This is a genomic window from Pseudomonas sp. SJZ079, from assembly GCF_007993865.1.
Lineage (GTDB): Bacteria > Pseudomonadota > Gammaproteobacteria > Pseudomonadales > Pseudomonadaceae > Aquipseudomonas.
Genome location: NZ_VIUH01000003.1, coordinates 1 through 26828, shown reverse-complemented (window position 1 = coordinate 26828; position 26828 = coordinate 1). Strand labels below are relative to the sequence as shown.

Here is a 26828-nt window from a genome sequence, read left to right as displayed (position 1 = left end):
GTCGCGGTGTATGTGTTCACCGGAGCAGGCCGCCCGACCTACCCCGGCGCGCGGCATAAGTATCGCTGCGCTCAACCCACGGTTCTGACCTCTCCCGGTGGGTTACGACGCTACGCGGCTACCCCACCCTACGCCCCTTGGCCATTTTGGCCGCCAGCGACTCCACCAGCAGGTAGAACATCGGGATCAGGAAGATCGCCAGGAAGGTCGCCGCCAGCATGCCGCCGATCACCCCGGTGCCGATCGAATGGCGGCTGGCCGAGCCGGCGCCGCTGCTGATGACCAGCGGGACCACGCCGAGGATGAAGGCCAGCGAGGTCATGATGATCGGCCGAAAGCGCAGGCGCGAAGCCTCCAAGGCCGACTCGAAGATGCCCATGCCCTGCCTGCGGCAGATCACCGCGAACTCGACGATCAGGATGGCGTTCTTCGAGGCCAGGCCGATCAGGGTCAACAGGCCGACCTGGAAGTACACGTCGTTCTCGATGCCGCGCAGCCAGACCGCCAGAATCGCCCCGAACACCGCGAACGGCACGGCGGTGACCACCGCCAGCGGCAGGGTCCAGCGCTCGTACTGGGCGGCGAGAATCAGAAACACCATGATCAGGCCGAAAATGAACGCGGTGCTGCCGGAACCCTGGGTGGCCTGCTCCTGAAAGGCCGAGCCGGTCCAGCCGATGCTGTAGTCGCTACCCAGCGTCTCATCGGCCACTTGCTGGATCGCCGCCAGGGCCTGTCCCGAACTGTAGCCCGGCGCCGGGCCACCGAGAATCTTCGCCGCCGGGTAGACGTTGAAGCGCGCGTAGCTGTCCGGGCCGAGGATGCGCTCGACCTTGACCAGACTGGACAAGGGCACCAGTTCGGAGCTTGCCGAACGCACATAGACCTGGGACAGGTCTTCCGGCTTGCGGCGGAACTCCGACTCCGATTGCAGGCTGACCTGGAAGGTGCGGCCATACAGGCTGAAGTCGTTGACGTAGTAACTGCCGAAGGTCGCCTGCATGGCGGTGAACACATCGCTGATCGACACGCCCAGGGCGCGGGCCTTGGTGCGATCGAGGTCGATGTAGTACTGCGGCACGTTGGCGCTGAAGGTGGTGCGCACCCCGGCCAGTTCCGGCCGCTTGGCCGTGGCCTCGAGGAAGGTCGTGACCTTGCTGGCCAGCTGCGCGGTGCTGCCGCCACTGCGGTCCTGGATATAACCCTCGAAACCGCCGGTGGTGCTCATGCCGGTGATCGGCGGCGGGTTGAAGGTCATCACCAGGCCATCCTTCTGCGCCGCGCCCATGCCCATGAAGGTTTTCGTCAGGTTGCGCGCGTCCAGCTCCGGCGTGGTGCGTTCGCTCCAGTCCTTCAGCGGCACGAAGGACACCCCGGCGTTGCTGCGGGTGCCGAAGGTCAGCACATCGAAGCCGGCGAAGGTCACCACGTCCTCGACTGCCGGGTGGTCCATCAATTGCTGGGTGACCGCGCTGGTCAGCTTCTCGGTGCGGGTCAGCGAGGCCGCCGGTGGCAGGAAGTAGGCATTGATCACATAGCCCTGGTCTTCATCCGGCACCAGCGAGCTGGGCACCCGGCTGAACAGCAGCAGCATCAGTGCGATCATCACGCCGAACAGCAGCAGGCCGATCGCCGAGCGCTTGAGGAAGAAGCGCACGCCCGCGGTATAACCGCGGGTGAGACGGTCGAACACGCGGTTGAAGGCGCGAAACGGTGCGGCCGGTTCATGATGACCCGGCTTGAGCAAGACCGCGCACAACGCAGGGCTCAGGGTCAGCGCGACTATGCCGGAGATCACCACCGACACGGCGATGGTGATCGCGAACTGCTTGTACATCTCGCCCGCCAGGCCGCCGAGGAAGCCCACCGGCACGAACACCGCACAGAGCACCAGGACGATGGCAACGATCGGCCCGGTGACTTCCTGCATGGCCTTGATGGTCGCCTCGCGCGGGCCGATCTTGTCTTCGTTCATCACCCGTTCGACGTTCTCGATCACCACGATGGCGTCGTCCACCACGATGCCGATCGCCAGCACCATGCCGAACAGGGTCAGCAGGTTGATCGAGAAACCGAGCAGGTACATGCCGGCGAAAGTGCCGATCAGCGATACCGGAATGGCCAGCAACGGAATCAGCGTGGCGCGCCAGTTCTGCAGGAAGATGAACACCACCAGCACCACCAGCACCAGGGCCTCGAAGAAGGTGTGGATCACCTCCTCGATGGAGACCTTGACGAACTTGGTGGTGTCGTAGGGAATCTTGTAGGTGATGCCCTCGGGGAAGTTCTTCGACAGGCGCTGCAGCGTGGTCCGCACCGCTTGCGCGGTGTCCAGGGCGTTGGCCCCCGGTTGCAGGTAGATGCCGAAGGCGGCGTTCTGCTGACCGTTGAGCGAGGTCATCAGCGAGTAGTCCTGGGCGCCCAACTCGATCCGCGCCACATCCTTGAGCAGCAGGCTGGCGCCGGTCTCGTCACTGCGCAGAATCACGCTCTCGAACTCTTGCGGATCGGTGAAACGTCCCTGGGTGGTCACCGTGTAGGTGAAGTCCTGCTCCTGTTGCAACGGCTGCTGGCCGAAGCTGCCGGCGGCGAACTGCGAGTTCTGCTCGCGAATGGCACTGACCACATCGGCTGGCGTCAGGTTGTACTGCGCCAGCTTGTCCGGGCGCAGCCAGATGCGCATGGAATAGTCTTTCGAGCCGAACTGGCGGGCGTCACCGATCCCCGGCAAGCGCTTGAGCTCGTCGATCACGTTGATCAGCGCGTAGTTGCTGATATACACCGGATCGCGCGAGCCATCCGGGGAGAACAGGGTCACCACCTGGAGGATGTCCGAGGACTTCTTCTCCACCTTGACCCCTTGCCGACGTACCTCTTCCGGCAGCTTGGCCAGGGCGGCCTGGACCCGGTTGTTGACGTCGATGGTGGCCTGATCGGGATCGGTGCCGACCTGGAAATACACCGACAGGCTCATGGCGTTGCCGCCGGAGTTGGACTGCTGGTAGATCATCCCCTCGACGCCGTTGATCGATTGTTCCAGCGGCGCCGCCACGGTTTCGGCGATCACCTGAGCACTGGCGCCGGAATAGCCGGCGCTGACCGACACCTGCGGCGGCAGAATCTGCGGATACTGGGCAATCGGCAGCGCGCGCATGGCCATCAGGCCGGCGAGGACGATGACGATGGAGATCACGGCGGCGAAAACCGGACGGTCGATGAAGAAGCGTGAAATCACCGAATACGCTCCTTAAGACTGCTTGGCGGATGAGTCGCTGGGCGCGGCGACCTTGACCGGCGTATCCGGGCGCACCTTGGGCAACCCCTCGACAATCACCCGGTCACCGGCGCTGATACCGGACTCGATCACCCAGCGACCATTGGCGGTGCGCCCGGTGCTGACCTGGCGGGTGCGGGCGATGTTCTGAGCGTCGACCACGTACACGAAGGTACCGCGTGGACCTTGTGCAACCGCGCGCTCCGGTACTGTGATGGCGCTGGGCAAGGTGATGCCCTTGACCACGACTCGCACGAACTGGCCGGGTAGCAGCTTCTGTTCCGGGTTGGGCACCACGGCGCGGGCACTGACGGTACTGGTGCTGCGGTCGATCAGGCTACCGGTGAAGTCCACCTTGCCCGTCAATGGATAAACCGAGCCATCGCCGAACTTGATTTCGACACTCATCTGCTGGTCTTCAGGCAAGGTCAGCGCGCCACTGTTCAGGCCGCTACGCACCACGGCCACATCGGTGTCCGGGGCGGCGAAGTTGACGAAAATCGGGTCGAGCTGGGTGATGTTGGTCAGCAGGCTTGCGTTCGGGTCGCCTGCGACCATCAGGCTGCCCTCGGAAACGGTTTCGCGGCTGGTGATGCCGGAGATCGGCGCCTTCACCGTGGTGTAGTCGAGATCGATCTGCTTGGATTGCACCTCGGCCTCGGCTGCCTGGATATTCGCCTTGCTCTGCTCGAAGTTGGAGATCGCGTTGTCCAGCTCGCTCTCGCTGGCGAAGCCCTTCTTCTGCAGCTCGCGAATACGCCGCAAGTCGCGCTCGGTCTGCCGGTAACGCGCCTGCTCCTGAGCCAGCGCACCTTTGGCGCGGGCCAATGCGGCCTGATAGGTGCGCGGATCGATGCGAAACATCACCTGCCCCTGCTTGACCTGACTGCCTTCCAGATAAGTGCGCTCCTGGAGGATGCCACTGACCTGGGCGCGCACTTGCACCTCGCGAAAGCCCGCGGTGCGTGCCGAGTACTCCAGCTCCAGCTCCAGCGGCGCGACCCGTGCGGTCTCCACCAGCACTTCAGGTGCAGGGGGCGCATCTGCAGCCTGTGCCACAGACAACAAGGAAGCAAAGGCGAGAACCCCAAGGACACAAGGGAGTTGGCGGACAAAGGACATAGGTGTCTCCGGGACAACGCGAGGCGCATAAACGAGGGCGACGATGCTAGTTACATACAGCACTGTTTGTAAATAGAACCAAGTGCGCAAAATCATTACACTCTGTTCCAGCAAACCTGAGCCTAGCCAGAAATACAGCCGCCGCCATGCGTAGAACCAAAGAACAAGCCGAACACACCCGCGACACCATCCTGGCAGCAGCCGAAGTCCTGTTCCTGGAAAAGGGCGTGGCGCACACCAGCCTGGAGCACATCGCCCGGCAGGCCGGCGTGACCCGCGGCGCGGTGTACTGGCACTTCGAGAACAAGGCGCACCTGTTTCACGTCATGCTCAGCCAGGTGCGCCTGCCTCCCGAGCAGATGGCCGAGCGCTTGTCCGGCTGCGATGGCATCGACCCTTTATTGTCGCTGCGTAACCTGAGCATCGAGGCCATCGAAAATCTCGCCCGCGACCCGCAGAAGCGGCGGATTTTCACCATCCTCCTGCACCGCTGCGAGTTCACCGACGAGCTGCGCGAAGCGGAGCGCCAGCACAACGACTTCATCAACCAGTTCATCCGCCTGGTGGAAAACCTGCTCAGTCGCCCCGAGTGCCAGGCCCGCCTGCACCCCGGGGTAACCCCGCGCCTCGCCGCACGCGCCCTGCACGCGCAGGTCGTCGGCCTGTTCACCGACTGGACCCGCGATCAGGAACTGTTCGACCCGCTGCGCGATACGGCAGGCTTGATCGACGCGGTGCTGCGCGGTCTGATTCGTGATTGGGATTCGCCGGCTCACTAGGTACGCGCCTCGTCGCGACTTGGCATTCTGAAATCCCCTTCTACACTGCTGCGTGCTCAAGCTGTTAACTCAACACTCTGGCAAGGAAGCTAGAACCATGAACAGGATGCACGGCCAAACGCTGGTCGAGCTGATGGTTTGCCTATTGATAGGCGGCATCATGCTCACTACGGCACTACCCGCTTTTACCTCAACCCTGCAACGCAATCAGCGAACACAAGCCGTCAACCAACTGTTGGGCGCCCTGCACTTTGCCCGCGGCTCGGCGGTGACGGTTCGCACGACCATGGCGCTCTGCTCCGGAAACGCCGACTGCAACTCCGAGAAAATATGGCGCAGCCAGTTGCTGATCTTCGACGACCGCAACGGCAACGGCCAACTCGATGCTAATGAACAGTTACATCGGCAGATCACGCTACGCGATGGCTATAGCTGGCGCTGGTCAAACTTTCGCAGGCGTCCCTACCTGCAATTCGAGGCTGATGGCACTACCCGGGCGCTGAACGGCACATTCACGCTTTGCCATGACAGCATCCCCACCCAGCAAATTGTGATCAACCTAACAGGCCGAGTGAGAACTCAAGCAGCCCCGCTAGACGCAAGCTGCGGTTGAGCTGCAGCTCGTCGCGCAATTAGCTCGCTGGTCTTGCAGCAACTACGTTTTCCGCAGCTGTGGATTAGGGTTCACATGGGCTCCCGTGGAAACACAGCAATGCACCAGCGCAGCAATGGATTCACCTTGATCGAACTGATGATCGTCATCGCCATCGTGGCGGTGATCGCCAGTTATGGCATCCCGCGGTTCAATTCGATGATGCAGAACGGCCGCCTTTCTACCCAGGTCAATGAGCTGCACGGTTTGATGCAGTTGGCCCGCAGCGAAGCGGTGACCAACCGGGTGATTACCCTCATTTGCGGCAGTACTGATCAGGCCACCTGTGATACCAACAGTTGGGAACAAGGCGTCATGGTCTTTCGTGACCGCGACGGCAATGGCAGCGCTTCGGCGGCTGAACTGGTTCGCGTGATGCCGGCGGTGACCAACGGCAACACCATCCGCGGAGCCAATGGCGCCATCAGCTTCCAGACCGACGGGACCCTGGTAGGTGGCGCCATGCTGCGCATCTGCGATGACCGGGCCGAGCCGAGCTCCCGACAGGTTCGACTCAATACGGCAGGACAAAGCCGCATCAGCAAAGGCAACGCACAGGGAGACGTCGTATGCCCGTAGGCAAGAACAAGCAAAATGGCTTCACCATGATCGAGTTGCTGATCGCCCTGCTGATCCTGGCCGTCGGCCTGTTTGGCATGGCCAGCCTGATGATGACCAGCATGAAGTCCAACCAGAGCGCGGCAATGCGCAGCCAAGCCAGCTGGCTCGCCTACGACATCGTCGAACGCATGCGCCTGAACAGCGCGGTCGCCACCTCAAGCGACCGCTACGTCATAACCGCGGCAGCCGGAGCACCGGCAAACCCAGGCTGTAAAGCCAACGGCTGCAGCCCGAACAATGTCGCGGTACTGGACCTTAACGAATGGAAAACCCAACTTGGCCAGGCAGCTCTGGCCGGCTCTGTGGCGCGCGTGGGAAACGCCTACACCGTAGTTATTTCCTGGCAGGAAGACAGCTCCACGGCCTGCGCCGCCAACCAATGCTCCTTTGAACTGAGGGCCAACCTATGAGCGCCCTGCATAAAGTCACTCCACGCAAGCAACACGGCCTGACCATCATTGAGTTGATGGTCACCATCTTGCTCAGCTCTTTCCTGCTACTTGGCATCTTGCAGCTGTTCATCAACTCCAACAGTGCAGACCGGGCGAACTCATCCATGGCTCGCTTACAGGAAAACGGTCGCATCGCCCTCGACATGCTCAAGCAGGACCTGCGCAGAACTGGCTACCAGGGTTGTGCGAGCCCGACCGTGGTCAGTCGTCCCAATTCCAGCCGAACCTTTCCGCTGGACGCCATGGGCGTGCAGAACGTCGAATTGAACGAGGGCGCGGGAACCGCCAACGACAGCCTGGTAATGCGTCATGCAGCACCGGTACGAATGCAAGCTACCGTTATCGACCCAACCCAGGTGACGCTCATCAGCGGGGTTAACACCTCTTTCGTCGCGGGCACTCGTTATGAGTTCATCCTGACCAACTGCGATGAGGTTGCGATCTTCACCGGAGTGGCCTCGATCCTCGCTAACAATACCGACCCTCTTACCCTCGCCGCGTTTCCCAATCAGTACGTCATCAGCAACCTGCAGGGCGCCAATAACGGCGCGCCACCCATTCTGACAGGCATCCCCACAGGTGAGGGTTCACAATTTCTGCAAGTCGTACAGAACGCCTACGACATTCGCAACGATGCCACCAACAACAACCGTCCGACGCTCTACAAGAACGCGGCCGCGATGATTGCCGATGTCGACAATTTCCAGGTGCTCTACGGGGTCGACAGCGGCGGCCAGACCACCTGGCTCAATGCAGGTAACTTGACCAACGCCCTGCGCCAACGGGTGAGTCGCTTGCAGATCAGCCTGGTCATCTCCACCCCTGAAGAAGTTGCCGATGTGGCTAACAACCTGCCATTCGCCATCGCCAATATCGGAGGCAACCCACAACTGGCGGCCATTGCAGATCGCCGCCTGCGCCGCGTGTTCAATACCATCGTTGACGTGAGGAACCGGCCATGAAGCCCTTCAACGCCGCTCGCCAGCAACGTGGCGTAGTCCTGGCGGTCAGCCTGATTCTGCTGCTGCTGCTGACCATTCTGGCCATCACGGCCTCTACCAGCTCCTCCCTGCAAGAGCGCATGGCCAGCAATGCCCAGGAAAGCAACGTGGCCTTCCAGGCCTCGGAAAGCGCGCTGACTAATCTGACCAGCCAGGTTCGTGGCGGCGGCGTTCCGCCGGCCGACAGCGTACTAGCCCTGGACTATCCAACTAGGACTGTCAGGGCGCGCATGCAGTCGACTTCGCGCTTTGCCGATGGCAGCAGCCTGGACGTCGAGGAGGGCAGCGGAACGCCGCAAATCATCCTCTATGACTTCACCAGCAGCGCCACCCTTGACCCCAGCGCGACCACTGCCGGACAGATCAACGACAACAACACCCACGCCCGGCACCTGCAGGGCTACCGCGACCGCATCATTCAGTGAAGTACCCGAGGATTCCATCATGAACAAGCGCCTCACAGCATTTCATCGCTTGGCACTCAGCACACTCTCCAGCCTCCTGGTACTCCACAGTGCAGTCAGCTTCGCCGACGACACCGAAATCTTCTTCGGCGGTTCTGCCATCGACGACAGCGTGCGCCCCAACGTGCTGTTCATCCTCGACAACTCGGGCTCCATGGCCTGGCGCACCGACAGCAACAGCAACCCCTCGGGCAGCCAGAAATCGCGAATGCAGGTGCTCAAGGAGTCTTTCTCCGACATCATCAACAACGCTGGCGCCATCAACGCAGGGATCATGGTGTTGAATAGCCGCAGTGCTTACAACAACACCCGCATGGTCTACCCCGTCACCAACATTGACGCCGCGCTACCGACTTCCGCGCAATTAGTCGCCAGCACCCCACGGATTGAAGTCAGCGGCGATGACGCCACGCAGCGAGTGGTTCCTAGTGTCCAGAACGCCGATATCAGCAGCGCCTCGTTGACCATGGGCGCGCTCTCAGTTGCTACCCAGATACCGGGAACCAACAGCAAAGCGCTGCTCAACAGTGGCTCGTTCTACCTGACCAACACTGGCTATGCGTGCGCCCTCGCGCCGGCGACCCTGTCACCGGCAGCCGGCCGACCCAGCGCGCAATGCAGCAACAACGCCGCCCTCACCACGCTGAACCTCAGAAACTCGAGCGCCGGTAGTACCGCCCTGTTTCAACTCTCTGCAGTCAACCATCCAGCCGGCTACAGCATTACCAGTGCCTACCTGGAACTGACTCCGACCAACAACCAGAACAACAACAACCGCCCTACCCTCGATATTGACATCCAGCGTTCCAAGATCCCGGCCGCGCTCAATGACAGCACCTTGCTCAGCCCCTCGGGCAACCCGAGGAGTTTCATCAGTTCCTCGACTCGCGCCTCGAGCTGGCAATCCGGGCAGACCGCTCAGTTTGACATCACCGGTTCGCTACAGGACCAGCTGGACGATGACAACAACCCAATAGGCGACATGATCATCAAATTTCGCGCGCAGGAGAACCGCGATTACACCTTCAACGCCCAGGGTGCGACACCGGCCTTGATGCCGCGGATCGTCATCAACTACTCGGCCCCCGGTACTCAAACGGAACAGCGTATGGGTGCACTACGCTTCCAGAACGTCGGCATCCCGCGCGGGGCCAATATCACCTCTGCGGTACTGAGTTTTACCCCAGCAGCCTCCAACAGCGCCCCGGTGACCTTTGCAGTCAAGGCGGAAAACACCGGCGATGCGAGCCTATTCAGCGCGTCTAACTTGACCACCCGAGGCAAAACCACAGCCACGGTAAACTGGACCGCCCCCGAATGGATCAATGACAACCCACCCGTCGAGGTCGCCGGCCCCAGCGTTACCTCGCTGGTCCAGGAGGTGGTGAATCTGTCGTCCTGGTGCGGCAACAACGCCATGGCGTTCTATCTGACCCCTAACCTGCAACCCGGAGAAACCGGGTCGCGTATTGCCCACAGCATCGACGGTGCTCCAGGCCTGCAACCGACCCTGACGGTCACCTACACCGGGGGGGATGGTGGCTGCCTGAACCCAATCATCGAAGCCAGCGTCACCAATCCCAAGAACGATGCCTTTCAGGCCAACGATGGCAGCATGACTCTCGACGGCAACACCCTTCCGGTAGACCGCAACCGCTTCGGCGCGCGCTACGAAGGGATGCCGATTAACCGGGGCGCAACCATCCTCGATACGCAAGTTATCCTGACGCCAGCCAACACCATTCCCAACCCGAATACCAGCTCGACGGTGCGTTTCGAAAGTGCCGACAGCGCAGCGCCCTATACATCCAGCACGTCGGACATCACCAATCGAGCTGACGAAGCCAACAGCACCTGCTCGATCAGTCAGTGGAGCACCGGCAACCCGGTTACTTGCAATGGCTCCCAGCTTCGCAGCGGCCTGCAGAACATTGTTAACCGCAGCGGCTGGCAGCCCGGTAACGCCGTCAGCATCATGGCGGTGCAGTCAGGCGATACAGACCTTGAGGTCCAGGCCTACGAAAGCAACCCGGCGCAGTCCATCAAGCTGCGCATCAAACTGGCCCATGGTGGCCTTTCCAGCAGCGGCAACACGGTGCGCAGCCACCTAAATGCCTTGGTCCAAACCATGACCACCGGTAACGGCACCCCGATAGTGCCCACGATGGACGAGGCGGCCCGCTACCTGCGCGGCAGCCGTTCCGGCTTTGCTAGTCCGATTACCAGCGCGTGTCAGTCGACACACCTGGTGGTTTTGACCGACGGCCAGGCCAACGGCAACGGTGCCCAGTCCTCGATTGGCAGCCTAATCGGTAGCAGCTGTACGGGCGATGCATCGGACTCTGACGAGCAATGCGGCCGCAGCCTCACGACTTGGATGGCCAATACCGATCAGTCCAGCATCACCGGCGACAACTTCATCACCACCCACACCATCGGCTTCGCCCTGGGCGCCCTCGCCCCCAACACCCAGCCACAGAATTTCCTCACGGCTCTCGCGACCAATGGCAAAGGCAAGGCCTACACCGCAGAAAACGCCTCGGAACTGAGCGCTGCCTTCAGCCAGATCCTCCAGGATGTGCTAAGTACCGATACCACCTTCGTCAGCCCCGGCGCCACCGTCAACCAATTCAACCGCCAGACCAACAAGAACGAGGTGTATTTCGCCCTGTTCAAGCCTTCGGAAACCAACCGTTGGGTCGGTAACCTGAAGCGCTATGCGCTGGGTAGTGGCGCCGACATTATTGTCGACGCCGACAATGTCGGCGCCATCGACAAAAACACCGGCTTCTTCAAGACCACAGCCCGCAGTTTCTGGACCCCACCACCGGGCGACGGCAACAACACCGCCAAGGGTGGTGTAGCCAACCGACTACCGGTCAATACCGGACGTAAGGCCTATACCTATATTGGCAACTCGCCGGTCACCCCAGTACTCCTGTCCAGCACTGCCACCCTGCTCAAGGATGCCAACACGGGCATCACCCAGGCTATGCTCGGCGCCGCCGATGCCACCGAGCGCACCACTTTGCTGAACTGGGTTCGCGGCCTCAACGACGACGGCTCGGCCCGCAATGCCGTGGGTGATCCGCTGCACTCGGTGCCGCGCTTGGTGACCTACAAGTGCAACACTTTCACCGACAGCACCCTGACCAACTGCGCCAGCGAAGAGCAGAGCGTCTTCATCGGCACCAACGAAGGCTTCGTACATGCGTTCAACACCAACACCGGTGATGAACAGATGGCCTTCATGCCCCAGGAACTGCTGGCTAACATCAAGCCGCTCAAGGCCAACGCCCGCTCCACCAGCCTGGCCCCACGCAAGTACGGCATGGACAACACCGTGGCGCTCTGGGTCAACGACCTGAACCGCAACGGCGTCATCTATGGCGGCCGCGACCCGTCCAAAACGACGCAAACAGGCCAGCTGAATGGCGGCGGCCTGAACATCGGCGAATTCGTCTACGCCTACACCACCATGGGCCGCGGCGGACGCAACCTCTACTCGCTGGATGTGACCGATGTCGACAACCCGAAACTGCGCTGGTTCATTACCCCATCAACTCCCGGCTTCGCAAAGCTAGGTCAGACCTGGTCGACCCCGGTGGTGACCAAGATCAAACTCGGCGGCACAGTAACTCAGGTGCTGATCTTCGCTGGCGGCTATGACGAGAGTCAGGATGATGTAAGCATCCTCGGCCAGAACAAGGACGGCTCGGCGCGCAGCCAGGATGCCTACGGCAATGCCATTTATATGGTTAACGCCGAGACCGGCGCGCTAATCTGGTCCGGCAGCAGCCAGACCACCAATGCCACAGCCCAGGCCCATCAGCAACTGAGCAAGATGCTCTACAGCATGCCCAGCAGCCTACGCGCCATCGATATCGACCGGGACGGCCTGGCCGATCAGTTCTTCGTCGGCGATATGGGCGGCCAGGTCTGGCGCTTCTTTATCAACAACGGCAGCGCTGCCAGCAGCCTGGTCAGCCCGCTCGACAGCAGCAGCGGCACCACTGGCGACGGTGTCTTCGCCAGCGTGATACCCGCCGACAGCGGCAGTGAAACCAGCAGCCAGAAGCAGGCCAAGCTACGCCGCTTCTACAACGAGCCGGATATCGCCCTGATCACGGTAAACGCCGGCAAGGCGCTGGCAGTGAATATCGGCTCCGGTTACCGCGGCCACCCACTGGATACCGGCGCTCAGGATCGCTTCTACTCCTTCAGGACGCCGATCATCGGCAGCAACGCCAGCCACACCATCCTGACCGAGTCCGCCATGTACGATGCGACCCTCAACCTGGCGCAGGAGGGCACCGCCAGCCAGAGGGCGGCGGCGGCGGCCGAGTTCAACAAGAACACCGGAGGCTGGTATATCCGCATGGAAAACACCGGTGAGAAGGTGCTCTCGGAAGCCACGACCTACTCCGGCCAGGTGTTCTTTAGCACCTACGAACCCAACGCGAACTCGGCCAATAGCTCCTGCAAGGCCGTTCAAGGCGTAGGGCGTTCCTATGCGGTCAGCCTGTTCGATGCCACGCCGCCCCAGCAGCGCATCGTCGGCTCACCGGATCGAGCAGACCGTAGCGTTATCCTGCTGACTCCTGGCATACCTCCCAAGGATGTTCTGCTGTTTGGCGGTGGTGGCTCTGGTGAAGAAGAAACGCTCTCTCGGTGCACCGGCCCCGAGTGCGAGCGTTTGGAGGGCAGCACCCCCCCTGGCCCAACCTACTGGATTGATGAGCTCTAACCATGAAAAAGCGAGTGACCGGCTTTACCCTGATTGAATTGATGATAGTCATTGCTCTGATCGGCGTATTGGCCGCCATCGCAATCCCCAACTATCAGAGCTACATCAGGCGAGCCACCTGCGAGGATGCCAAAGCGACGCTAGTCGGTGCGGCCAATGTGATGGAGCGCTTCCGCTCACAGAACAACACCTATAACGGCGCTGACCTGGCGCCCAGCGGCTATGACCAAAGCCCGGTAGACGGTGCCGCGCAGTTCAACATCGTCCCCGACCCCGCGAACCTTACGGCCACAGGTTACCTGCTGATCGCCACTCCGGTGGCGGCCGGACGGCTGGCAGGCAGGGGGACTCTGACCCTGACCTCCGCCGGCGCTAGAGGCGCCACCGGCGACTTGGCCAACCCTACTGGCGCAGCGCCTCCAGTCAACGTATGGGACAATAGCTGTCGCGGGCTATGAAAAAAGGGGTTGAACGGCCTAGCCGCTCGCTTAAGGTGTTGAAAGCGAGCGGCTAAAGTCGTCTAGCGCGGCCTAGAAACAGAAAACCCTCGGAGAAAATATCTCCCGAGGGTTTTCTGTTTCTAGGCCCAGGTGGATCAAGCCCTTCGGTTCAGTCCAGCAACACGTTTAGCCAACGCCTTGCTGAACGGCCCCTTTTTATATCTGCTTCGCCCGCAACTCTTTCGGCATGGAGAAGGTGACATTCTCCGGCCTCCCGGCCAACTCGCTTTCCCCCGTCGCACCCCACGCCTGCAGCTGGCTCACAACGCCACGCACCAGCACTTCCGGGGCCGAGGCTCCGGCGGTGATGCCGATGCCGGCAACACCATCGAACCACTCACGTTTCAGATCTTCGGCACCATCGATCAGGTAGGCCGGGGTGCCCATGCGCTCGGCCAGTTCGCGCAGGCGATTGGAGTTGGAGCTGTTCGGGCTGCCGACCACCAGCAGTACGTCGCACTCGGCCGCCAGCAGCTTGACCGCATCCTGGCGATTCTGTGTGGCGTAGCAGATGTCGTCTTTGCGTGGGCCGCCGATAGCGGGGTACTTGCTGCGTAATGCATCGATGACCTTGCTGGTGTCATCCATCGACAGGGTGGTCTGGGTGACGAACGCCAGGGCTTCGGGGTTGCGCACCTGCAGACGTTCGACATCGGCCTCGTCTTCGACCAGGTAGATGGCGCCACCGTTGCTGGCATCGTACTGGCCCATGGTGCCCTCCACTTCCGGGTGGCCGGCATGACCGATCAGGATGCACTCGCGACCTTCGCAACTGTAACGCACCACCTCCATATGCACCTTGGTCACCAACGGACAGGTGGCATCGAAGACTTTCAGGCCACGTCGCTCCGCCTCGCTGCGCACCGCCTGGGACACGCCATGGGCGCTGAAGATGACGATGACGTCGTCCGGCACCTGATCCAGCTCTTCGACGAACACCGCACCGCGCGCGCGCAAATCCTCGACCACGAACTTGTTGTGCACCACTTCATGGCGCACATAAATTGGCGGACCGAAGACCTCCAGGGCGCGATTGACGATTTCGATGGCGCGATCGACGCCGGCGCAGAAGCCGCGGGGATTGGCGAGTTTGATATGCATGGTGACTCTCGGTACGCGAAACTTGAACGGGCAGTGTAACGCCAGAGCTTTACACGATCCCAGGCTTGTCGTGGCGCGGATCGTATCCGGACCACGAGCACAGCATTAGAGTGCTTTGACCGCGATGATCTCCACCTCGAAGCTCAGCGCCTTGCCAGCCAACGGGTGGTTGAAATCGATGGTCACCTGGGAATCGTCGAAGGCTTTGACCACACCCGGAAGCTCGGTATTGGCGGCGTCATTGAAGATCACCAACAAGCCTTCGGAGAGCTCCATGTCCTTGAACTGGGCACGCGGCATATGCTGCACGTTCTGCGGATTGGGCTGGCCGAAACCCTGCTCGGGTAGCACCTGCACCGTGCGTTTATCGCCGGCTTTGAAACCGAACAGCGTGGCTTCGAAGCCTGGGAGCAGATTGCCATCACCCACTTTGAAAGTGGCGGGCTGCTTGTCGAAGGTGCTGTCCACCACATCGCCGTTTTCCAGCTTGATGGCAAAGTGCAGGGTGACTTCCTTGTCCGGGCCGATACGTACATCAGTCATGGGGTGACTTCTCCGGACTTGTTGCTTTTGAACATATCCAGTGCCAGGAGGATGGCACCGAGGGTAATTGCGGCATCCGCAAAGTTGAACGCGGGGAAGTACCAGCGGTGCTGCCAGTGCAGCAGAATAAAGTCGACCACATGACCGAGCAGCACCCGGTCGACCAAGTTGCCCAAGGCCCCACCGAGCACCAGGGCCAAGGCCGCAGCCAACCAGGTTTCCTCAGGCTTCAGACGCTTCAGCCACACCACCAGCACGGCGCTGACGGCAACCGCGATCACGGCGAACAGCCAACGCTGCCAGCCGGAGGCGCCCGCCAGAAAGCTGAAGGCCGCGCCGGTGTTGTATGCCAAGGTCCAGCTGAAGTAATCGGGAATGATCACTATCTGCTGGTACATGCTCAAACTGCTGTCGAAATAGAACTTGCTCGCCTGATCGACCACAAACACCAGCAGACTCAGCCACAGCCAGGCCAGACGCCCGTAACGGCTGACCTTAGGCATAGTGACGCACCTCGCCAGCGCCTTCGATGTTATCCACACAGCGGCCGCAGATTTCCGCATGCGCTGGATTCACACCGACGTCTTCGCGGTGGTGCCAGCAGCGAGCGCACTTGGCGTGCGTGGACTTGACCACTTTCAGCTTGAGGCCGGCCACTTCGGTGGCCACGGCGTCGGCTGGCGCACTGCTCAGCGGGGCGAGGCTGGCGGTCGAGGTAATCAGCACGAAGCGCAGCTCGTTGCCCAGTTTGGCCAGATCGGCGATCAGGCCGTCTTCGGCGTAGACGGTCACTTCGGCTTGCAGATTGCCGCCAATGGCCTTGTCTTTACGCAGGTTTTCCAGCTCCTTGTTCACCGCGACCTTGACCGCCATGACCCGCTCCCAGAACTCACGACTCAGCTCGATGCCTTGCGGCAGCTCGCTCAGGCCTTGGTACCAGCCATTGAGCATCACCGACTCGTTGCGCTCGCCCGGCAGGTACTGCCACAGCTCATCGGCGGTAAAGGCCAGGATCGGCGCGATCCAGCGCACCAGCGCCTCGGAGATATGGAACAGCGCGGTCTGGCAGGAGCGTCGTGCCACGCTATCGGCGGCGGTGGTGTACTGGCGGTCCTTGATGATGTCGAGGTAGAAGCCACCCAACTCCTGCACGCAGAAGTTATGCACCTTCTGGTAGACGTTCCAGAAGCGATAACTGTCGTAGGCGTCCTCGATTTCGCGCTGCAGCAGCAGGGCGCGATCCACCGCCCAGAGGTCCAGTGCCAGCATCTCGGTCTCGGGCAGCAGGTGCTGCGCCGGATCGAAGCCACTGAGGTTGGAAAGCAGGAAGCGCGCGGTGTTACGGATGCGTCGGTAGGCATCGGCGCTGCGCTGCAGGATGACCTTGGAAACCGCCATCTCCCCGGAGTAGTCGGTCGACGACACCCACAGACGGAGAATGTCGGCGCCCAGGCTGTCGTTGACCTCCTGCGGCGCTACCACGTTGCCCAGGGACTTGGACATCTTGCGGCCGTTCTCGTCCACCACGAAGCCGTGGGTCAGCAGCTCGCGGTACGGCGCGTGACCATCGATGGCGCAACCGGTCAGCAAGGAAGAATGGAACCAGCCGCGATGCTGATCGGAGCCTTCCAGGTAGAGGTCGGCACGCGGACCGCTGGCGTGACCCAGCGCATGGGAACCGCGCAGCACGTGCCAGTGGGTGGTGCCGGAGTCGAACCAGACGTCCAGGGTGTCGCTGATCTTGTCGTACTGTGCGGCTTCGTCACCGAGCAGTTCGGTGGCGTCCAGCTTGAACCAGGCCTCGATGCCCTGCTGCTCGACACGCTGGGCGACTTGCTCCATCAGCTCGCTGGTGCGCGGATGCAGCTCGCCACTTTCCTTGTGCAGGAAGAACGGGATCGGCACGCCCCAGTTGCGCTGGCGCGAGATGCACCAGTCCGGGCGCCCGGCGATCATGCTGTGCAGGCGTGCCTGGCCCCAGGCAGGAACGAACGCGGTCTGCTCGATGCCGGCAATCGCGCGCTCACGCAGGGTGGCGCCGTGATTGGGCTGTTTGTCCATGCCGACGAACCACTGCGCAGTGGCGCGGTAGATCAGCGGAGTCTTGTGGCGCCAGCAGTGCATGTAGCTGTGGCTGATGGTTTCATGCTTGAGCAGGCTGCCCACTTCATCCAGTTTGGCAACGATGGCCGGGTTGGCCTTCCAGATGAACTGGCCACCGAAGAACGGCAGCGACTCGACGTAGACGCCGTGGCTCTGCACCGGGCTGAGGATGTCGTCATTGCTCATGCCGTAGCGCTTGCATGAATGGAAGTCGTCCTCGCCATAGGCCGGGGCCGAGTGGACGATACCGGTACCGGCATCCAGCGCGACATAGTCCGCCAGGTAGACCGGCGCGAAACGCTCGTAGAACGGGTGGCGGAAACGAATCAGCTCCAGCGCCTCGCCCTTGGCGCGGGCAACCACCTCACCTTGTAGGCCGTAACGTTGCAGGCAGTTTTCCACCAGTTCTTCGGCCAGCAGCAACAGCTTGTCGCCGGTATCGACCAGGGCATAGTCGAATTCCGGATGCACGTTGAGCGCCTGGTTGGCCGGAATGGTCCAGGGCGTGGTGGTCCAGATCACGATGCTGGCGGGTTTGGCCAGCGCGCTTAGGCCAAAGGCGGCGGCCAGCTTGTCAGCGTCTTCACAGACAAACGCGACATCGATGGCCTCGGACTTCTTGTCCTGATACTCGACCTCGGCCTCCGCCAGGGCCGAGCCGCAGTCGAAACACCAGTTGACCGGTTTCAGACCCTTGAACACATAACCCTGCTTGACCATCTCGGCCAGGGCGCGGATCTCGCCGGCCTCGTTGGCAAAGTCCATGGTCTTGTACGGGTTATCCCAATCACCCAGAACACCGAGACGGATGAAGTCGGTCTTCTGCCCTTCGATCTGCTCGGCGGCATAGGTGCGGCAGCGCTCGCGAGTCTGATCGGCCGGCTGATTCTTGCCGAAGGTGGTTTCCACCTTGTGCTCAATCGGCAGACCGTGGCAATCCCAGCCCGGTACGTACGGCGCATCGAAGCCGGCCAGGGTCTTCGAGCGGGTGATGATGTCCTTGAGGATCTTGTTGACCGCGTGACCGATGTGAATACTGCCGTTGGCATAGGGCGGGCCATCGTGCAGCACGAACTTCGGCCGGCCTTCGCCCTGCGCGCGCAGCTTCTGATACAGGCCAATTTCGTTCCAGCGCTGCAGCGTTTGCGGCTCGCGGGTCGGCAGGCCTGCCTTCATCGGAAACTGGGTATCAGGCAGGTTTAGCGTGGCTTTATAATCGGTCATCTCAGGCTCTTCTAAGCGGTTGGCACTATGTGTGTTAAGTGCGCCAATGGGCACGGGCGGCGGCAATATCGGCAGCGATTGCCGTCTTCAGTGCCTCGAGTGAGGCGAAACGCTGCTCATCACGCAGCTTGTGGTGGAACGCCACCGTCAAACGCCGGCCATACAAATCACCGGCAAAATCCAACAGGTGCACCTCGAGATGGGCGCTACCATCACCGGCCACCGTCGGCCGTACACCTATATTGGCGACGCCCGGCCAGACCCGGCCATCTATCTCGGTACTGACCAGGTACACCCCGGTCAACGGCACATGGCAGCGCTTGAGCTGGACATTCGCCGTCGGCGCATCCAACTGACGCCCGAGCTTCTGCCCATGCAGCACCCGCCCGGCAATCTGGAAAGGCCGCCCGAGCAGATGCTCTGCCAAGGCGAAGTCGCCACTGGCAAGCGCCTCGCGCACTCGCGTACTGCTGACTCGCACCCCATCGAGCACGACCGTCTTCGCCGCCTCGACCGAGAAGCCCTCACGTGCGCCGGCTTGCGACAAAAAGGCGAAATCTCCCGCCCGGTCGCAACCGAAACGGAAGTCATCGCCAACCTCCAGATGACGCACAGCCAGGCCGTCGATCAACACCTTCTGCACGAACTCGGCGGCACTCAACTCGCGAAAGCGGCGAGTGAAGGCCAGGCAAAGCACCCGGTCAACCCCCTCGGCGCTCAATAACGCCAGCTTGTCACGCAGACGGGTCAGGCGTGCCGGCGCCGTCTGCGGAGAAAAAAACTCACGCGGCTGCGGTTCGAAGATCACCACACAGCTGGGCACGCCCAACTCGCCCGCACGCTCACGCAAACGCGCCATGATGGCCTGATGACCACGATGGACGCCGTCGAAATTGCCGATGGTGGCGACGCAGCCCCGATGCTGGGGCCGCAGATTATGAAGGCCTCGAACCAGCTGCATAGTGCGCTTCTTGCTCATAAAGTGGCCGATTATACCTAGACAACGGCGGCGGGCGACAGGCCATAAGCGCGCGACCGACGCAAAGGCTCACGACGCTGGGTCAATGGCGCAGATGACGCAGGCGCAGACCGAGCGCCAGCAGCGCACCGGCATAGGCCAGCAACCCGCCGCCGACCAACAGACTCAGCCACAACACGCGCTGCTGCCAACCCCAGACGAACCACTCGGCCGAGGGTACGTTCAACCACCAGACCAACGCGATCATCGCCGCGCAGGCGCCCAGCAAGCGTAGGGCGAACAGCCACCAGCCAGGTGCCGGGCGGTACACCCCAATTTTGTACAGCCCCCAAAACAGCAGCCCGGTGTTCAGCAACGACGACAAGGATGTCGCCAAGGCCAGGCCAACATGCTGCAACGGCCAGATCAGGATCAGGTTGAACAGCATGTTCGCCACCATGCAGATGATCGCGATGCGCACAGGGGTTTTCAGGTCCTGGCGGGCGAAAAACGCCGGCGCCAGCACCTTGATCAACATGAACGCCAGCACACCGAGCGAGTAAGCTTCAAGCGCATTGGCCGACTGCAGCACATCGCGCTCGGTCATCGCGCCGTAATAGAACAGGCTGGCGATCAGCGGCTCGGAGAGAATCGCCAGCGCCAGCGCCGCCGGCACGCCAACCAGCAAGACCATGCGCAGCGCCCAGTCGATGGTTGCCGAGAAGGCCTTGGGGTCATCGGTGGCATGCAGCCGCGACAGACTCGGGAGAATCACCGTGCCTATCGCGATACCAAAGGCACCCAAGGGCAGCTCGGACAGACGGTCGGCGTAGTACAGCCAGGAGATGCTGCCGGTTTGCAGGAAGGACGCCAGCACGGTGTCCAACAACAGGTTGATCTGACTGACCGACACACCGAACAGCGCCGGCACCATCAGCAGCATGATGCGCCTGACGCCCTCATCGCGATGCAGCCTGGGTGTCGGCAGCAGCTTGATCCGCGCCAGAAACGGCAACTGAAACAACAGCTGGGCAAAGCCCGCGATCAGCACACCCCAGGCCAGGGCCATGATCGGCTGCTGGAAATACGGCGTCAGGTAGAGCGTCGCGCCGATCATGCAGACGTTGAGCAGTACCGGGGTAAACGACGGTACGGCAAAACGCCCATAGGCGTTGAGTATTCCGCCACTGAAGGCCGTGAGCGAGATCAGCAATAAATAAGGAAAGGTGATTTGCAGCAACTCGCCCGCCAGTGCGAGCTTGGCCGGCTCATCACGAAAGCCTGGCGCGAACAGCATGATCAGGTACGGTGAGGCGACCACACCCAGCGCGGTCAGCGCCGTCAGGGTCAAACCAAGGTAACCCGCCGTGCGGTCGACCAGCTGCTTGACCTCGGCCAGACTGCGCTGCGCACGATACTCCGAGAGCACCGGAACAAACGCCTGGGCGAATGCCCCCTCGGCAAACAAGCGGCGCAAGAAGTTGGGAATCTTGAAGGCTATAAAGAATGCATCGGCTGCCGGACTGGAGCCGAAATAGGCAGCTACCACCATATCGCGTACCATGCCCAGCACGCGTGACAGCAGGGTCATTACACTGACCACCGCACTGGAACGCAACAAGCCGCCCTTACCGGTTCGCTCGGACATGTACTACCCCTTAGAAAAGGCCGCCGAGTTTACCGGCCGGCATGGATACTGGGTAGAGCAAGCAAGGCCACTACGTTTATGGCCCACTGAGTGCAGGTAGTAATCGCCGCTGAGCCGATAGGCTTGACATCTATCTAGCGCGTCGGCATGATTCGCGGCCTTATTTGTTTGTAACCCCCCCAGTTTTCGAGGAGTTTGACGGTGGCCAATACACCTTCTGCCAAAAAACGCGCCAAACAGGCTGAGAAGCGTCGTAGCCATAACGCCAGCCTGCGCTCCATGGTCCGCACCTACATCAAGAACGTAGTCAAGGCTATCGACGCCAAAGAACTTGAGCAGGCGCAAACCGCTTACACCCTGGCCGTGCCGGTAATCGACCGTATGGCCGACAAAGGCATCATCCACAAGAACAAAGCAGCGCGTCATAAGAGCCGCCTGAACGGCCATATCAAGGCCCTCAGTGAAGCTGCAGCTGCCTAAGCTGCCAGTTATTCGCTGTTAGTTCTTAAAAAACCGGCCTGATGGTCGGTTTTTTATTGCCCTAAAAAAGCCCGAATTGGATTCGGGCTTTTTATTCAACGCCGATCCAGCCAGGGCAGAATCGGAATCGCAGTTACCGCATTCTGCGGACTGCCCTCGATTATCCGATCGCTGTACACCAGGTACACCAAGGTGTTGCGCTTTTCATCGAAGAACCGCACCACCTGCATGGTCTTGAACACCAGCGATGTGCGCTCGCGAAACACTTCCTCCCCATCTTCCAGCTCATCCTTGAAACGCACCGGCCCCACCTGGCGACAGGCAATCGACGCCTCGGCGCGATCCTCGGCCAAACCCAGACTGCCTTTCACCCCACCCGTCTTGGCGCGCGACAGATAACAGGTCACACCCTCCACCTTAGGGTCGTCAAACGCCTCGATAACGATCTTGTCATTCGACCCCAGCCACTTGAAGACCGTGGACACCTCACCGATCTCCTCGGCAACCGCCATAACCGGCAACAGCAGCGGCAACGCCAACAGCGCCCCTCGCAATCCTTTAGCTTTCCGCATCACAGACTCCTTTTAGACCCCGAGGCAAACTAAACCAGAATCAGGTTATCGCGATGTACCAACTCGGGCTCATCGACATAACCCAGGCACGCCTCAATGGAATCCGACGATTGACCGATAATCTTCTGCGCCTCTAGCGCACTGTAATTGACCAGACCACGCGCAACCTCTCGACCATCGGCAGCCACGCAGACCACCATCTCGCCACGCCGGAAACTGCCCCGCACCGCTTTGACGCCCACAGGCAGCAGGCTCTTGCGACCAGTCTCCAGGGCCTTGACCGCCCCAGCGTCCAGCACCAAAGTGCCACGGGTCTGCAGATGTCCCGCCAACCACTGCTTGCGCGCCGCCAGCAGACCGCGCTCCGGCGCCAGCAAGGTACCCAGGCGCTCGCCACTCTTGAGCCGCGCCAAGACCTGCTCGATAGCCCCGCCGACAATCACCGTGTGCGCCCCTGAGCGCGCCGCCAGACGCGCTGCACGCAGCTTGGTCTGCATGCCCCCACGCCCCAGCGCGCCACCTACGCTCCCGGCCACCGCATCGAGTGCCGAGTCGTCGGCGCGCGCCTCATAAATCAGCTGGGCATTGGGGTTATGCCGCGGATCCGCGTCATACATGCCGTCACGATCCGTCAGGATCACCAACAGATCGGCCTCGACCAGGTTAGCCACCAGCGCCGCCAGGGTATCGTTGTCCCCAAAGCGAATCTCATCGGTGACCACCGTGTCGTTCTCGTTGATCACCGGAATCACATCCAGCTCGACCAGGGTGCGCAGCGTGCTACGCGCATTCAGGTAGCGCTTGCGGTCCGACAGGTCGTCATGGGTCAGCAGGACTTGCGCCGTGTGCCGGCCATGCTCGGCAAAACTCGACTCCCACGCCTGCACCAGAACCATCTGCCCTATGGCCGCCGCCGCCTGTAGCTCGTGCATCGCACTGGGCCGCGCCACCCAACCCAGCCGACTCATCCCGGCCGCCACCGCCCCAGAGGACACCAGCACCAGCTCGACGCCCTGTTCACGCAGCGCCACCATCTGCTTGACCCAAACCGCCATGGCCGCGCGATCCAACCCCCGCCCATCGGCCGTCAGTAGCGCACTGCCAATCTTCACCACCCAGCGCCGAGCACCGGTTATTTTGTCACGCATGATCTTCCAACCTTAGCCAGAAAGCGCTTCTGCACCTATTACAACAACGCCGCTATTAAGCGGCGTTGAAATTCTACTTAATCCCGGACATAAATGATTTCCGGACCGTCATCGTCATCTTCGTCATCGAAGTCATCTTCGTCGACATCATCGACACTCTTGACCCCGGCCCGACGCAGCGCACGCTGATCGTCCAACTCCTGCAAACGAGCACGCGCCTCATCTTCGATACGCTGATCCAGCTCAGCCAACTCCGCGGCAAACTGCGGATTCTCGGCCACCTTCATGGCCCGCTCTTCGAGATAACGCATGATGTCGTGACACAAGCGCTCGGTACCCTCGCGAGCCAGGGCGGAGATCACATAGACCGGCCCCGTCCACTCGAGCCGCGCGACGATTTCCGCGACCCGCGCCTCATGCTCTTCTTCGAGCAGCTGATCGGCCTTGTTCAGTACCAGCCAACGATCACGCTCGGCCAACGCCGGGCTGAACTTGGTCAGTTCATCGACGATCACCGCCGCCGCTTCTATCGGATCAGTCAGGTCCAGCGGCGCCATGTCCACCAGATGCAGGAGCAAGCGAGTTCGCGACAAGTGCTTGAGGAAGCGAATACCCAGTCCCGCACCCTCCGAAGCCCCCTCGATCAGACCCGGGATATCGGCCACCACAAAACTCTTGTAGCGCTCGACACTCACCACGCCCAGGTTCGGGATCAGCGTGGTAAACGGATAATCGGCGACTTTCGGTTTGGCTGCCGACACCGAGCGGATAAAGGTGCTCTTGCCGGCATTGGGCAAGCCGAGCAGGCCGACATCCGCCAACACCTTGAGCTCCAGCTTGAGGTCGCGCGAATCGCCCGGCTTGCCTGGCGTAGTCTGCCGCGGCGCGCGGTTGGTACTGGACTTGAAGCGGGTATTACCCAGACCATGCCAGCCACCCTGCGCAACCAGCAAACGCTGACCGGCCCTGGTCAGATCGCCGATCACCTCCTGGGTGGCCGAATCGATCACCGTCGTACCAATCGGCACTGGCAGGATCAGGTCTTCACCCTTACTCCCGGTGCAATCGGTGCTGCCGCCCTTCTCGCCATTCTGCGCCTGAAAACGACGGGTATAGCGATAGTCCACCAGGGTATTGAAGTTCTCGGCCGCCTCGATATACACCGAGCCACCATCGCCACCATCGCCACCATTGGGCCCGCCTTTCTCGATGAACTTCTCACGCCGGAAGCTCATCATGCCGTTGCCGCCATCGCCCGCTTTTACAAATATCGATACTTCATCGACGAATTTCATTGAGTACGCCTCCCGCAACGAGTACGGGTTATCTAAAACGTAAAACACCAGGTTCTTGCAAAATTGACCTGCGCCCTAACAGAACGCTACACCCAGGACAGTTTGGCAAGAACCCCAAGAATACAGAAACAAAAAAGCCCCGTCGCAAGGACGGGGCTTCTCCAGCAGCCTCGCGATTAAGCCGCGACGACGCTCACGTAACGGCGGCCGAAGGCGCCTTTTACTTCAAACTTGATCACGCCTTCGATTTTCGCGAAGAGGGTGTGATCTTTACCCATGCCTACGCCGTAACCGGCGTGGAACTGGGTACCGCGCTGACGCACGATGATGTTGCCTGCCTTGATAACCTGGCCGCCATACATCTTCACGCCAAGGCGTTTGGCTTCTGAGTCGCGACCGTTGCGGGTACTACCGCCAGCTTTTTTGTGTGCCATGAGTTCAATACTCCTATAAAGGGATTAGGCCGAAACGAATCAGGCCTGAATACCGGTGATTTTGATCTCGGTGTACCACTGACGGTGGCCCTGACGCTTCATGTGGTGCTTACGACGACGGAACTTGATGATGGTGACCTTGTCGTGACGGCCTTGTGCAACAACCTCAGCCACAACTTTTGCACCCTCAACAACCGGCGCGCCGATTTGCACGTCGTCGCCATTGCCGATCAGCAACACGCGGTCAAAAGTCACGGCCTCGCCAGTGGCGAGCTCGATCTTTTCAACCTTAAGGAATTCGCCTTCGGTGACTTTGTATTGCTTGCCACCAGTAACAATCACTGCGTACATGGTATATCTCCGTTAATCCTGCTCACCCAGCGCTTTATAGGAATAGTCATCGGCTGGCATGGCTGCTCGGGGCCGGAAGGACGCCCTTGCAATTGCGTAAGGCAGGGAAATGCCCAGGGGGAAGTTCAGGGTGCGCGATTGTACGCAAGCTACCCGCCGCACGCAAGCACCCCGGGCACTCACCTTGACAGCCCCTACCCTGCCCCCTAGCATGCCGCGCAACCTTTCAGGAGCACTTGTCGCTGATGCAACCCCAGGCTTTCTACCGCGTGGTGGCGGACGATTTCACCGCTGTCGACGGCATCATCCGCCAGCAACTCGTGTCGCGCGTGCCCTTGGTGGAAAAAATCGGCGACTACATCATCTCGGCCGGCGGCAAACGCCTGCGGCCGCTGCTGGTCCTGCTCTGCGGCAAAGCGCTGGGCCGGGACGACGAGCAACTACGTCTGCTCGCCGCCACCATCGAATTCCTGCACACCGCTACCCTGCTGCATGACGACGTGGTCGACATGTCCGACATGCGTCGCGGCCGTTCGACCGCCAACGCCCAGTGGGGCAACGCACCCAGCGTGCTGGTCGGCGACTTCCTCTATTCGCGCTCCTTCGAGATGATGGTCGAACTCGGCTCCATGCCAGTGATGAAAATCCTCTCCAGGGCCACCCGGGTCATCGCCGAAGGCGAAGTCCTGCAGCTGTCGAAGATCCGCGACGCCAGCACCAGCGAAGAGACCTATATGGAGGTCATCCGCGGCAAGACTGCGATGCTCTTCGAGGCCTCGACCCATAGCGCCGCCGCCCTGGCCGGTGCCTCTGCCGACCAGACCGAAGCGCTGCGCAACTTCGGCGACCACCTGGGCGTGGCCTTCCAGCTGGTTGATGACCTGCTCGATTACCGCGGCGACGCAGCGACCCTGGGCAAAAATGTCGGCGACGACCTGGCCGAAGGCAAACCGACCCTGCCACTGATCTACACCATGCGTGAAGGCACGGCCGAGCAAGCCGCGCTGGTACGCCAAGCGATCCAGAAAGGCGGCATCGAGAACCTGGAAAACATCCGTAACGCAGTAGAAGCCGCCGGCGCCCTGAATTACACCGCACAGCTGGCCCGCGACTTCGCCGAACGCGCCATCGCCTGCCTGGATGCCTTGCCCGCCAGCGAATACCGCGATGCGCTGGTCGAACTGAGCCACTTCGCCGTCGCCCGCACCCACTGACAACCCGCGTGCAACAAATAGCCCGTCTCGATGACGGGCTTTTTATTGGTTCTTCGCATTGTCGCGGGGAAGAGAGGATTGACAGTCAGGGATGCAGGTAAATTGGCAGTCGCCAAACACACCAGCCCCTGCACCCTGCTGTCAC

At 61.2% G+C, this 26828-nt stretch carries 24 protein-coding genes; 11 read left to right on the top strand and 13 right to left on the bottom strand.

Annotation, left to right across the window (positions count from 1 at the left end; all coding sequences use genetic code 11):
- Positions 1 to 118 precede the first annotated feature (118 nt).
- Together FBY03_RS04250 and FBY03_RS04245 are read right to left on the bottom strand one after the other, a co-directional pair.
- Positions 119 to 3235 carry an efflux RND transporter permease subunit gene (locus FBY03_RS04250; protein ID WP_147170955.1) on the bottom strand — a complete coding sequence of 1039 codons (3117 nt, stop codon included), beginning with the start codon at positions 3233 to 3235 and terminating at the stop codon, positions 119 to 121.
- Positions 3236 to 3247: 12 nt separating this feature from the next.
- Entirely contained in the window at positions 3248 to 4396 is a 1149-nt protein-coding gene (locus FBY03_RS04245) for an efflux RND transporter periplasmic adaptor subunit (protein ID WP_147170954.1), read from the bottom strand.
- A gap of 146 nt (positions 4397 to 4542) precedes the next feature.
- Between FBY03_RS04245 and FBY03_RS04240 the strand changes: the two genes are divergently transcribed.
- From FBY03_RS04240 to FBY03_RS04205, 8 genes are all read left to right on the top strand, one after another.
- On the top strand, positions 4543 to 5175 hold the full coding sequence (locus tag FBY03_RS04240; RefSeq protein ID WP_147170953.1) for a TetR family transcriptional regulator: 633 nt from the start codon (positions 4543 to 4545) through the stop codon (positions 5173 to 5175).
- 97 nt (positions 5176 to 5272) lie between these two features.
- Positions 5273 to 5788 (top strand): GspH/FimT family pseudopilin, encoded by a 516-nt coding sequence (locus FBY03_RS04235; RefSeq protein WP_147170952.1) that lies wholly within the window; start codon positions 5273 to 5275, stop codon positions 5786 to 5788.
- A 75-nt stretch (positions 5789 to 5863) separates the two neighbouring features.
- Positions 5864 to 6406 (top strand): GspH/FimT family pseudopilin, encoded by a 543-nt coding sequence (locus FBY03_RS04230; protein WP_306102477.1) that lies wholly within the window; start codon positions 5864 to 5866, stop codon positions 6404 to 6406.
- The gene (gene pilV, locus FBY03_RS04225; protein ID WP_147170950.1) at positions 6397 to 6858 is read left to right on the top strand and encodes a type IV pilus modification protein PilV; all 462 of its coding nucleotides are present in this window, start codon (positions 6397 to 6399) and stop codon (positions 6856 to 6858) included. The genes FBY03_RS04230 and pilV overlap by 10 nt, the downstream gene beginning before the upstream one ends.
- Entirely contained in the window at positions 6855 to 7862 is a 1008-nt protein-coding gene (locus tag FBY03_RS04220; protein WP_147170949.1) for a PilW family protein, read from the top strand. The genes pilV and FBY03_RS04220 overlap by 4 nt, the downstream gene beginning before the upstream one ends.
- A complete protein-coding gene (locus FBY03_RS04215) occupies positions 7859 to 8326 on the top strand; it encodes a PilX N-terminal domain-containing pilus assembly protein (RefSeq protein WP_147170948.1) in 468 nt (155 codons plus the stop codon). The genes FBY03_RS04220 and FBY03_RS04215 overlap by 4 nt, the downstream gene beginning before the upstream one ends.
- Positions 8327 to 8345: 19 nt before the next feature.
- On the top strand, positions 8346 to 13112 hold the full coding sequence (locus FBY03_RS04210; RefSeq protein ID WP_178090554.1) for a pilus assembly protein: 4767 nt from the start codon (positions 8346 to 8348) through the stop codon (positions 13110 to 13112).
- A 2-nt stretch (positions 13113 to 13114) separates the two neighbouring features.
- Positions 13115 to 13570 carry a type IV pilin protein gene (locus FBY03_RS04205; protein WP_147170946.1) on the top strand — a complete coding sequence of 152 codons (456 nt, stop codon included), beginning with the start codon at positions 13115 to 13117 and terminating at the stop codon, positions 13568 to 13570.
- A 198-nt stretch (positions 13571 to 13768) separates the two neighbouring features.
- On the opposite strand, the gene ispH is transcribed toward FBY03_RS04205, so the two are convergent.
- From ispH to ribF, 5 genes are all read right to left on the bottom strand, one after another.
- The gene (gene ispH / locus FBY03_RS04200) at positions 13769 to 14713 is read right to left on the bottom strand and encodes a 4-hydroxy-3-methylbut-2-enyl diphosphate reductase (RefSeq protein ID WP_147170945.1); all 945 of its coding nucleotides are present in this window, start codon (positions 14711 to 14713) and stop codon (positions 13769 to 13771) included.
- Positions 14714 to 14818: 105 nt separating this feature from the next.
- The gene (locus FBY03_RS04195; RefSeq protein ID WP_147170944.1) at positions 14819 to 15256 is read right to left on the bottom strand and encodes a peptidylprolyl isomerase; all 438 of its coding nucleotides are present in this window, start codon (positions 15254 to 15256) and stop codon (positions 14819 to 14821) included.
- Positions 15253 to 15759 (bottom strand): signal peptidase II, encoded by a 507-nt coding sequence (gene lspA, locus FBY03_RS04190; RefSeq protein WP_147170943.1) that lies wholly within the window; start codon positions 15757 to 15759, stop codon positions 15253 to 15255. Before lspA ends, FBY03_RS04195 begins: the two co-directional genes overlap by 4 nt.
- Positions 15752 to 18583 carry an isoleucine--tRNA ligase gene (gene ileS, locus FBY03_RS04185; protein WP_147170942.1) on the bottom strand — a complete coding sequence of 944 codons (2832 nt, stop codon included), beginning with the start codon at positions 18581 to 18583 and terminating at the stop codon, positions 15752 to 15754. Before ileS ends, lspA begins: the two co-directional genes overlap by 8 nt.
- Before the next feature lie 34 nt (positions 18584 to 18617).
- A complete protein-coding gene (ribF, locus tag FBY03_RS04180; protein WP_256677869.1) occupies positions 18618 to 19484 on the bottom strand; it encodes a bifunctional riboflavin kinase/FAD synthetase in 867 nt (288 codons plus the stop codon).
- On the opposite strand from ribF, the gene FBY03_RS23175 reads away from it, so the two are divergent.
- On the top strand, positions 19452 to 19583 hold the full coding sequence (locus FBY03_RS23175; RefSeq protein WP_256677870.1) for a hypothetical protein: 132 nt from the start codon (positions 19452 to 19454) through the stop codon (positions 19581 to 19583). The two genes, ribF and FBY03_RS23175, sit on opposite strands and share 33 nt — an antisense overlap.
- 61 nt (positions 19584 to 19644) lie before the next feature.
- On the opposite strand, the gene murJ is transcribed toward FBY03_RS23175, so the two are convergent.
- Complete coding sequence (gene murJ / locus FBY03_RS04175; protein ID WP_147170940.1) at positions 19645 to 21189, bottom strand: murein biosynthesis integral membrane protein MurJ; 1545 nt, start codon at positions 21187 to 21189, stop codon at positions 19645 to 19647.
- Positions 21190 to 21390: 201 nt separating this feature from the next.
- Between murJ and rpsT the strand changes: the two genes are divergently transcribed.
- On the top strand, positions 21391 to 21669 hold the full coding sequence (gene rpsT / locus FBY03_RS04170) for a 30S ribosomal protein S20 (protein ID WP_025164468.1): 279 nt from the start codon (positions 21391 to 21393) through the stop codon (positions 21667 to 21669).
- Positions 21670 to 21764: 95 nt separating this feature from the next.
- Here the strand turns inward: rpsT and FBY03_RS04165 are convergent, their stop codons facing one another.
- The 5 genes from FBY03_RS04165 to rplU form a co-directional block, all read right to left on the bottom strand.
- Positions 21765 to 22241, bottom strand: coding sequence for a CreA family protein (locus FBY03_RS04165; protein WP_147170939.1), 477 nt, complete (start codon positions 22239 to 22241; stop codon positions 21765 to 21767).
- Positions 22242 to 22270: 29 nt separating this feature from the next.
- Entirely contained in the window at positions 22271 to 23389 is a 1119-nt protein-coding gene (gene proB / locus FBY03_RS04160) for a glutamate 5-kinase (protein ID WP_147170938.1), read from the bottom strand.
- A gap of 77 nt (positions 23390 to 23466) precedes the next feature.
- Positions 23467 to 24684 (bottom strand): Obg family GTPase CgtA, encoded by a 1218-nt coding sequence (gene cgtA / locus FBY03_RS04155; RefSeq protein WP_147170937.1) that lies wholly within the window; start codon positions 24682 to 24684, stop codon positions 23467 to 23469.
- A 176-nt stretch (positions 24685 to 24860) separates the two neighbouring features.
- Complete coding sequence (gene rpmA, locus FBY03_RS04150) at positions 24861 to 25118, bottom strand: 50S ribosomal protein L27 (RefSeq protein ID WP_003228360.1); 258 nt, start codon at positions 25116 to 25118, stop codon at positions 24861 to 24863.
- Between the two features lie 39 nt (positions 25119 to 25157).
- Positions 25158 to 25469: a 50S ribosomal protein L21 gene (rplU, locus tag FBY03_RS04145; RefSeq protein WP_147170936.1), complete on the bottom strand. Its 312-nt coding sequence runs from the start codon at positions 25467 to 25469 to the stop codon at positions 25158 to 25160.
- 245 nt (positions 25470 to 25714) lie between these two features.
- Between rplU and FBY03_RS04135 the strand changes: the two genes are divergently transcribed.
- Positions 25715 to 26683 (top strand): polyprenyl synthetase family protein, encoded by a 969-nt coding sequence (locus FBY03_RS04135; RefSeq protein ID WP_147170934.1) that lies wholly within the window; start codon positions 25715 to 25717, stop codon positions 26681 to 26683.
- Positions 26684 to 26828 lie beyond the last annotated feature (145 nt).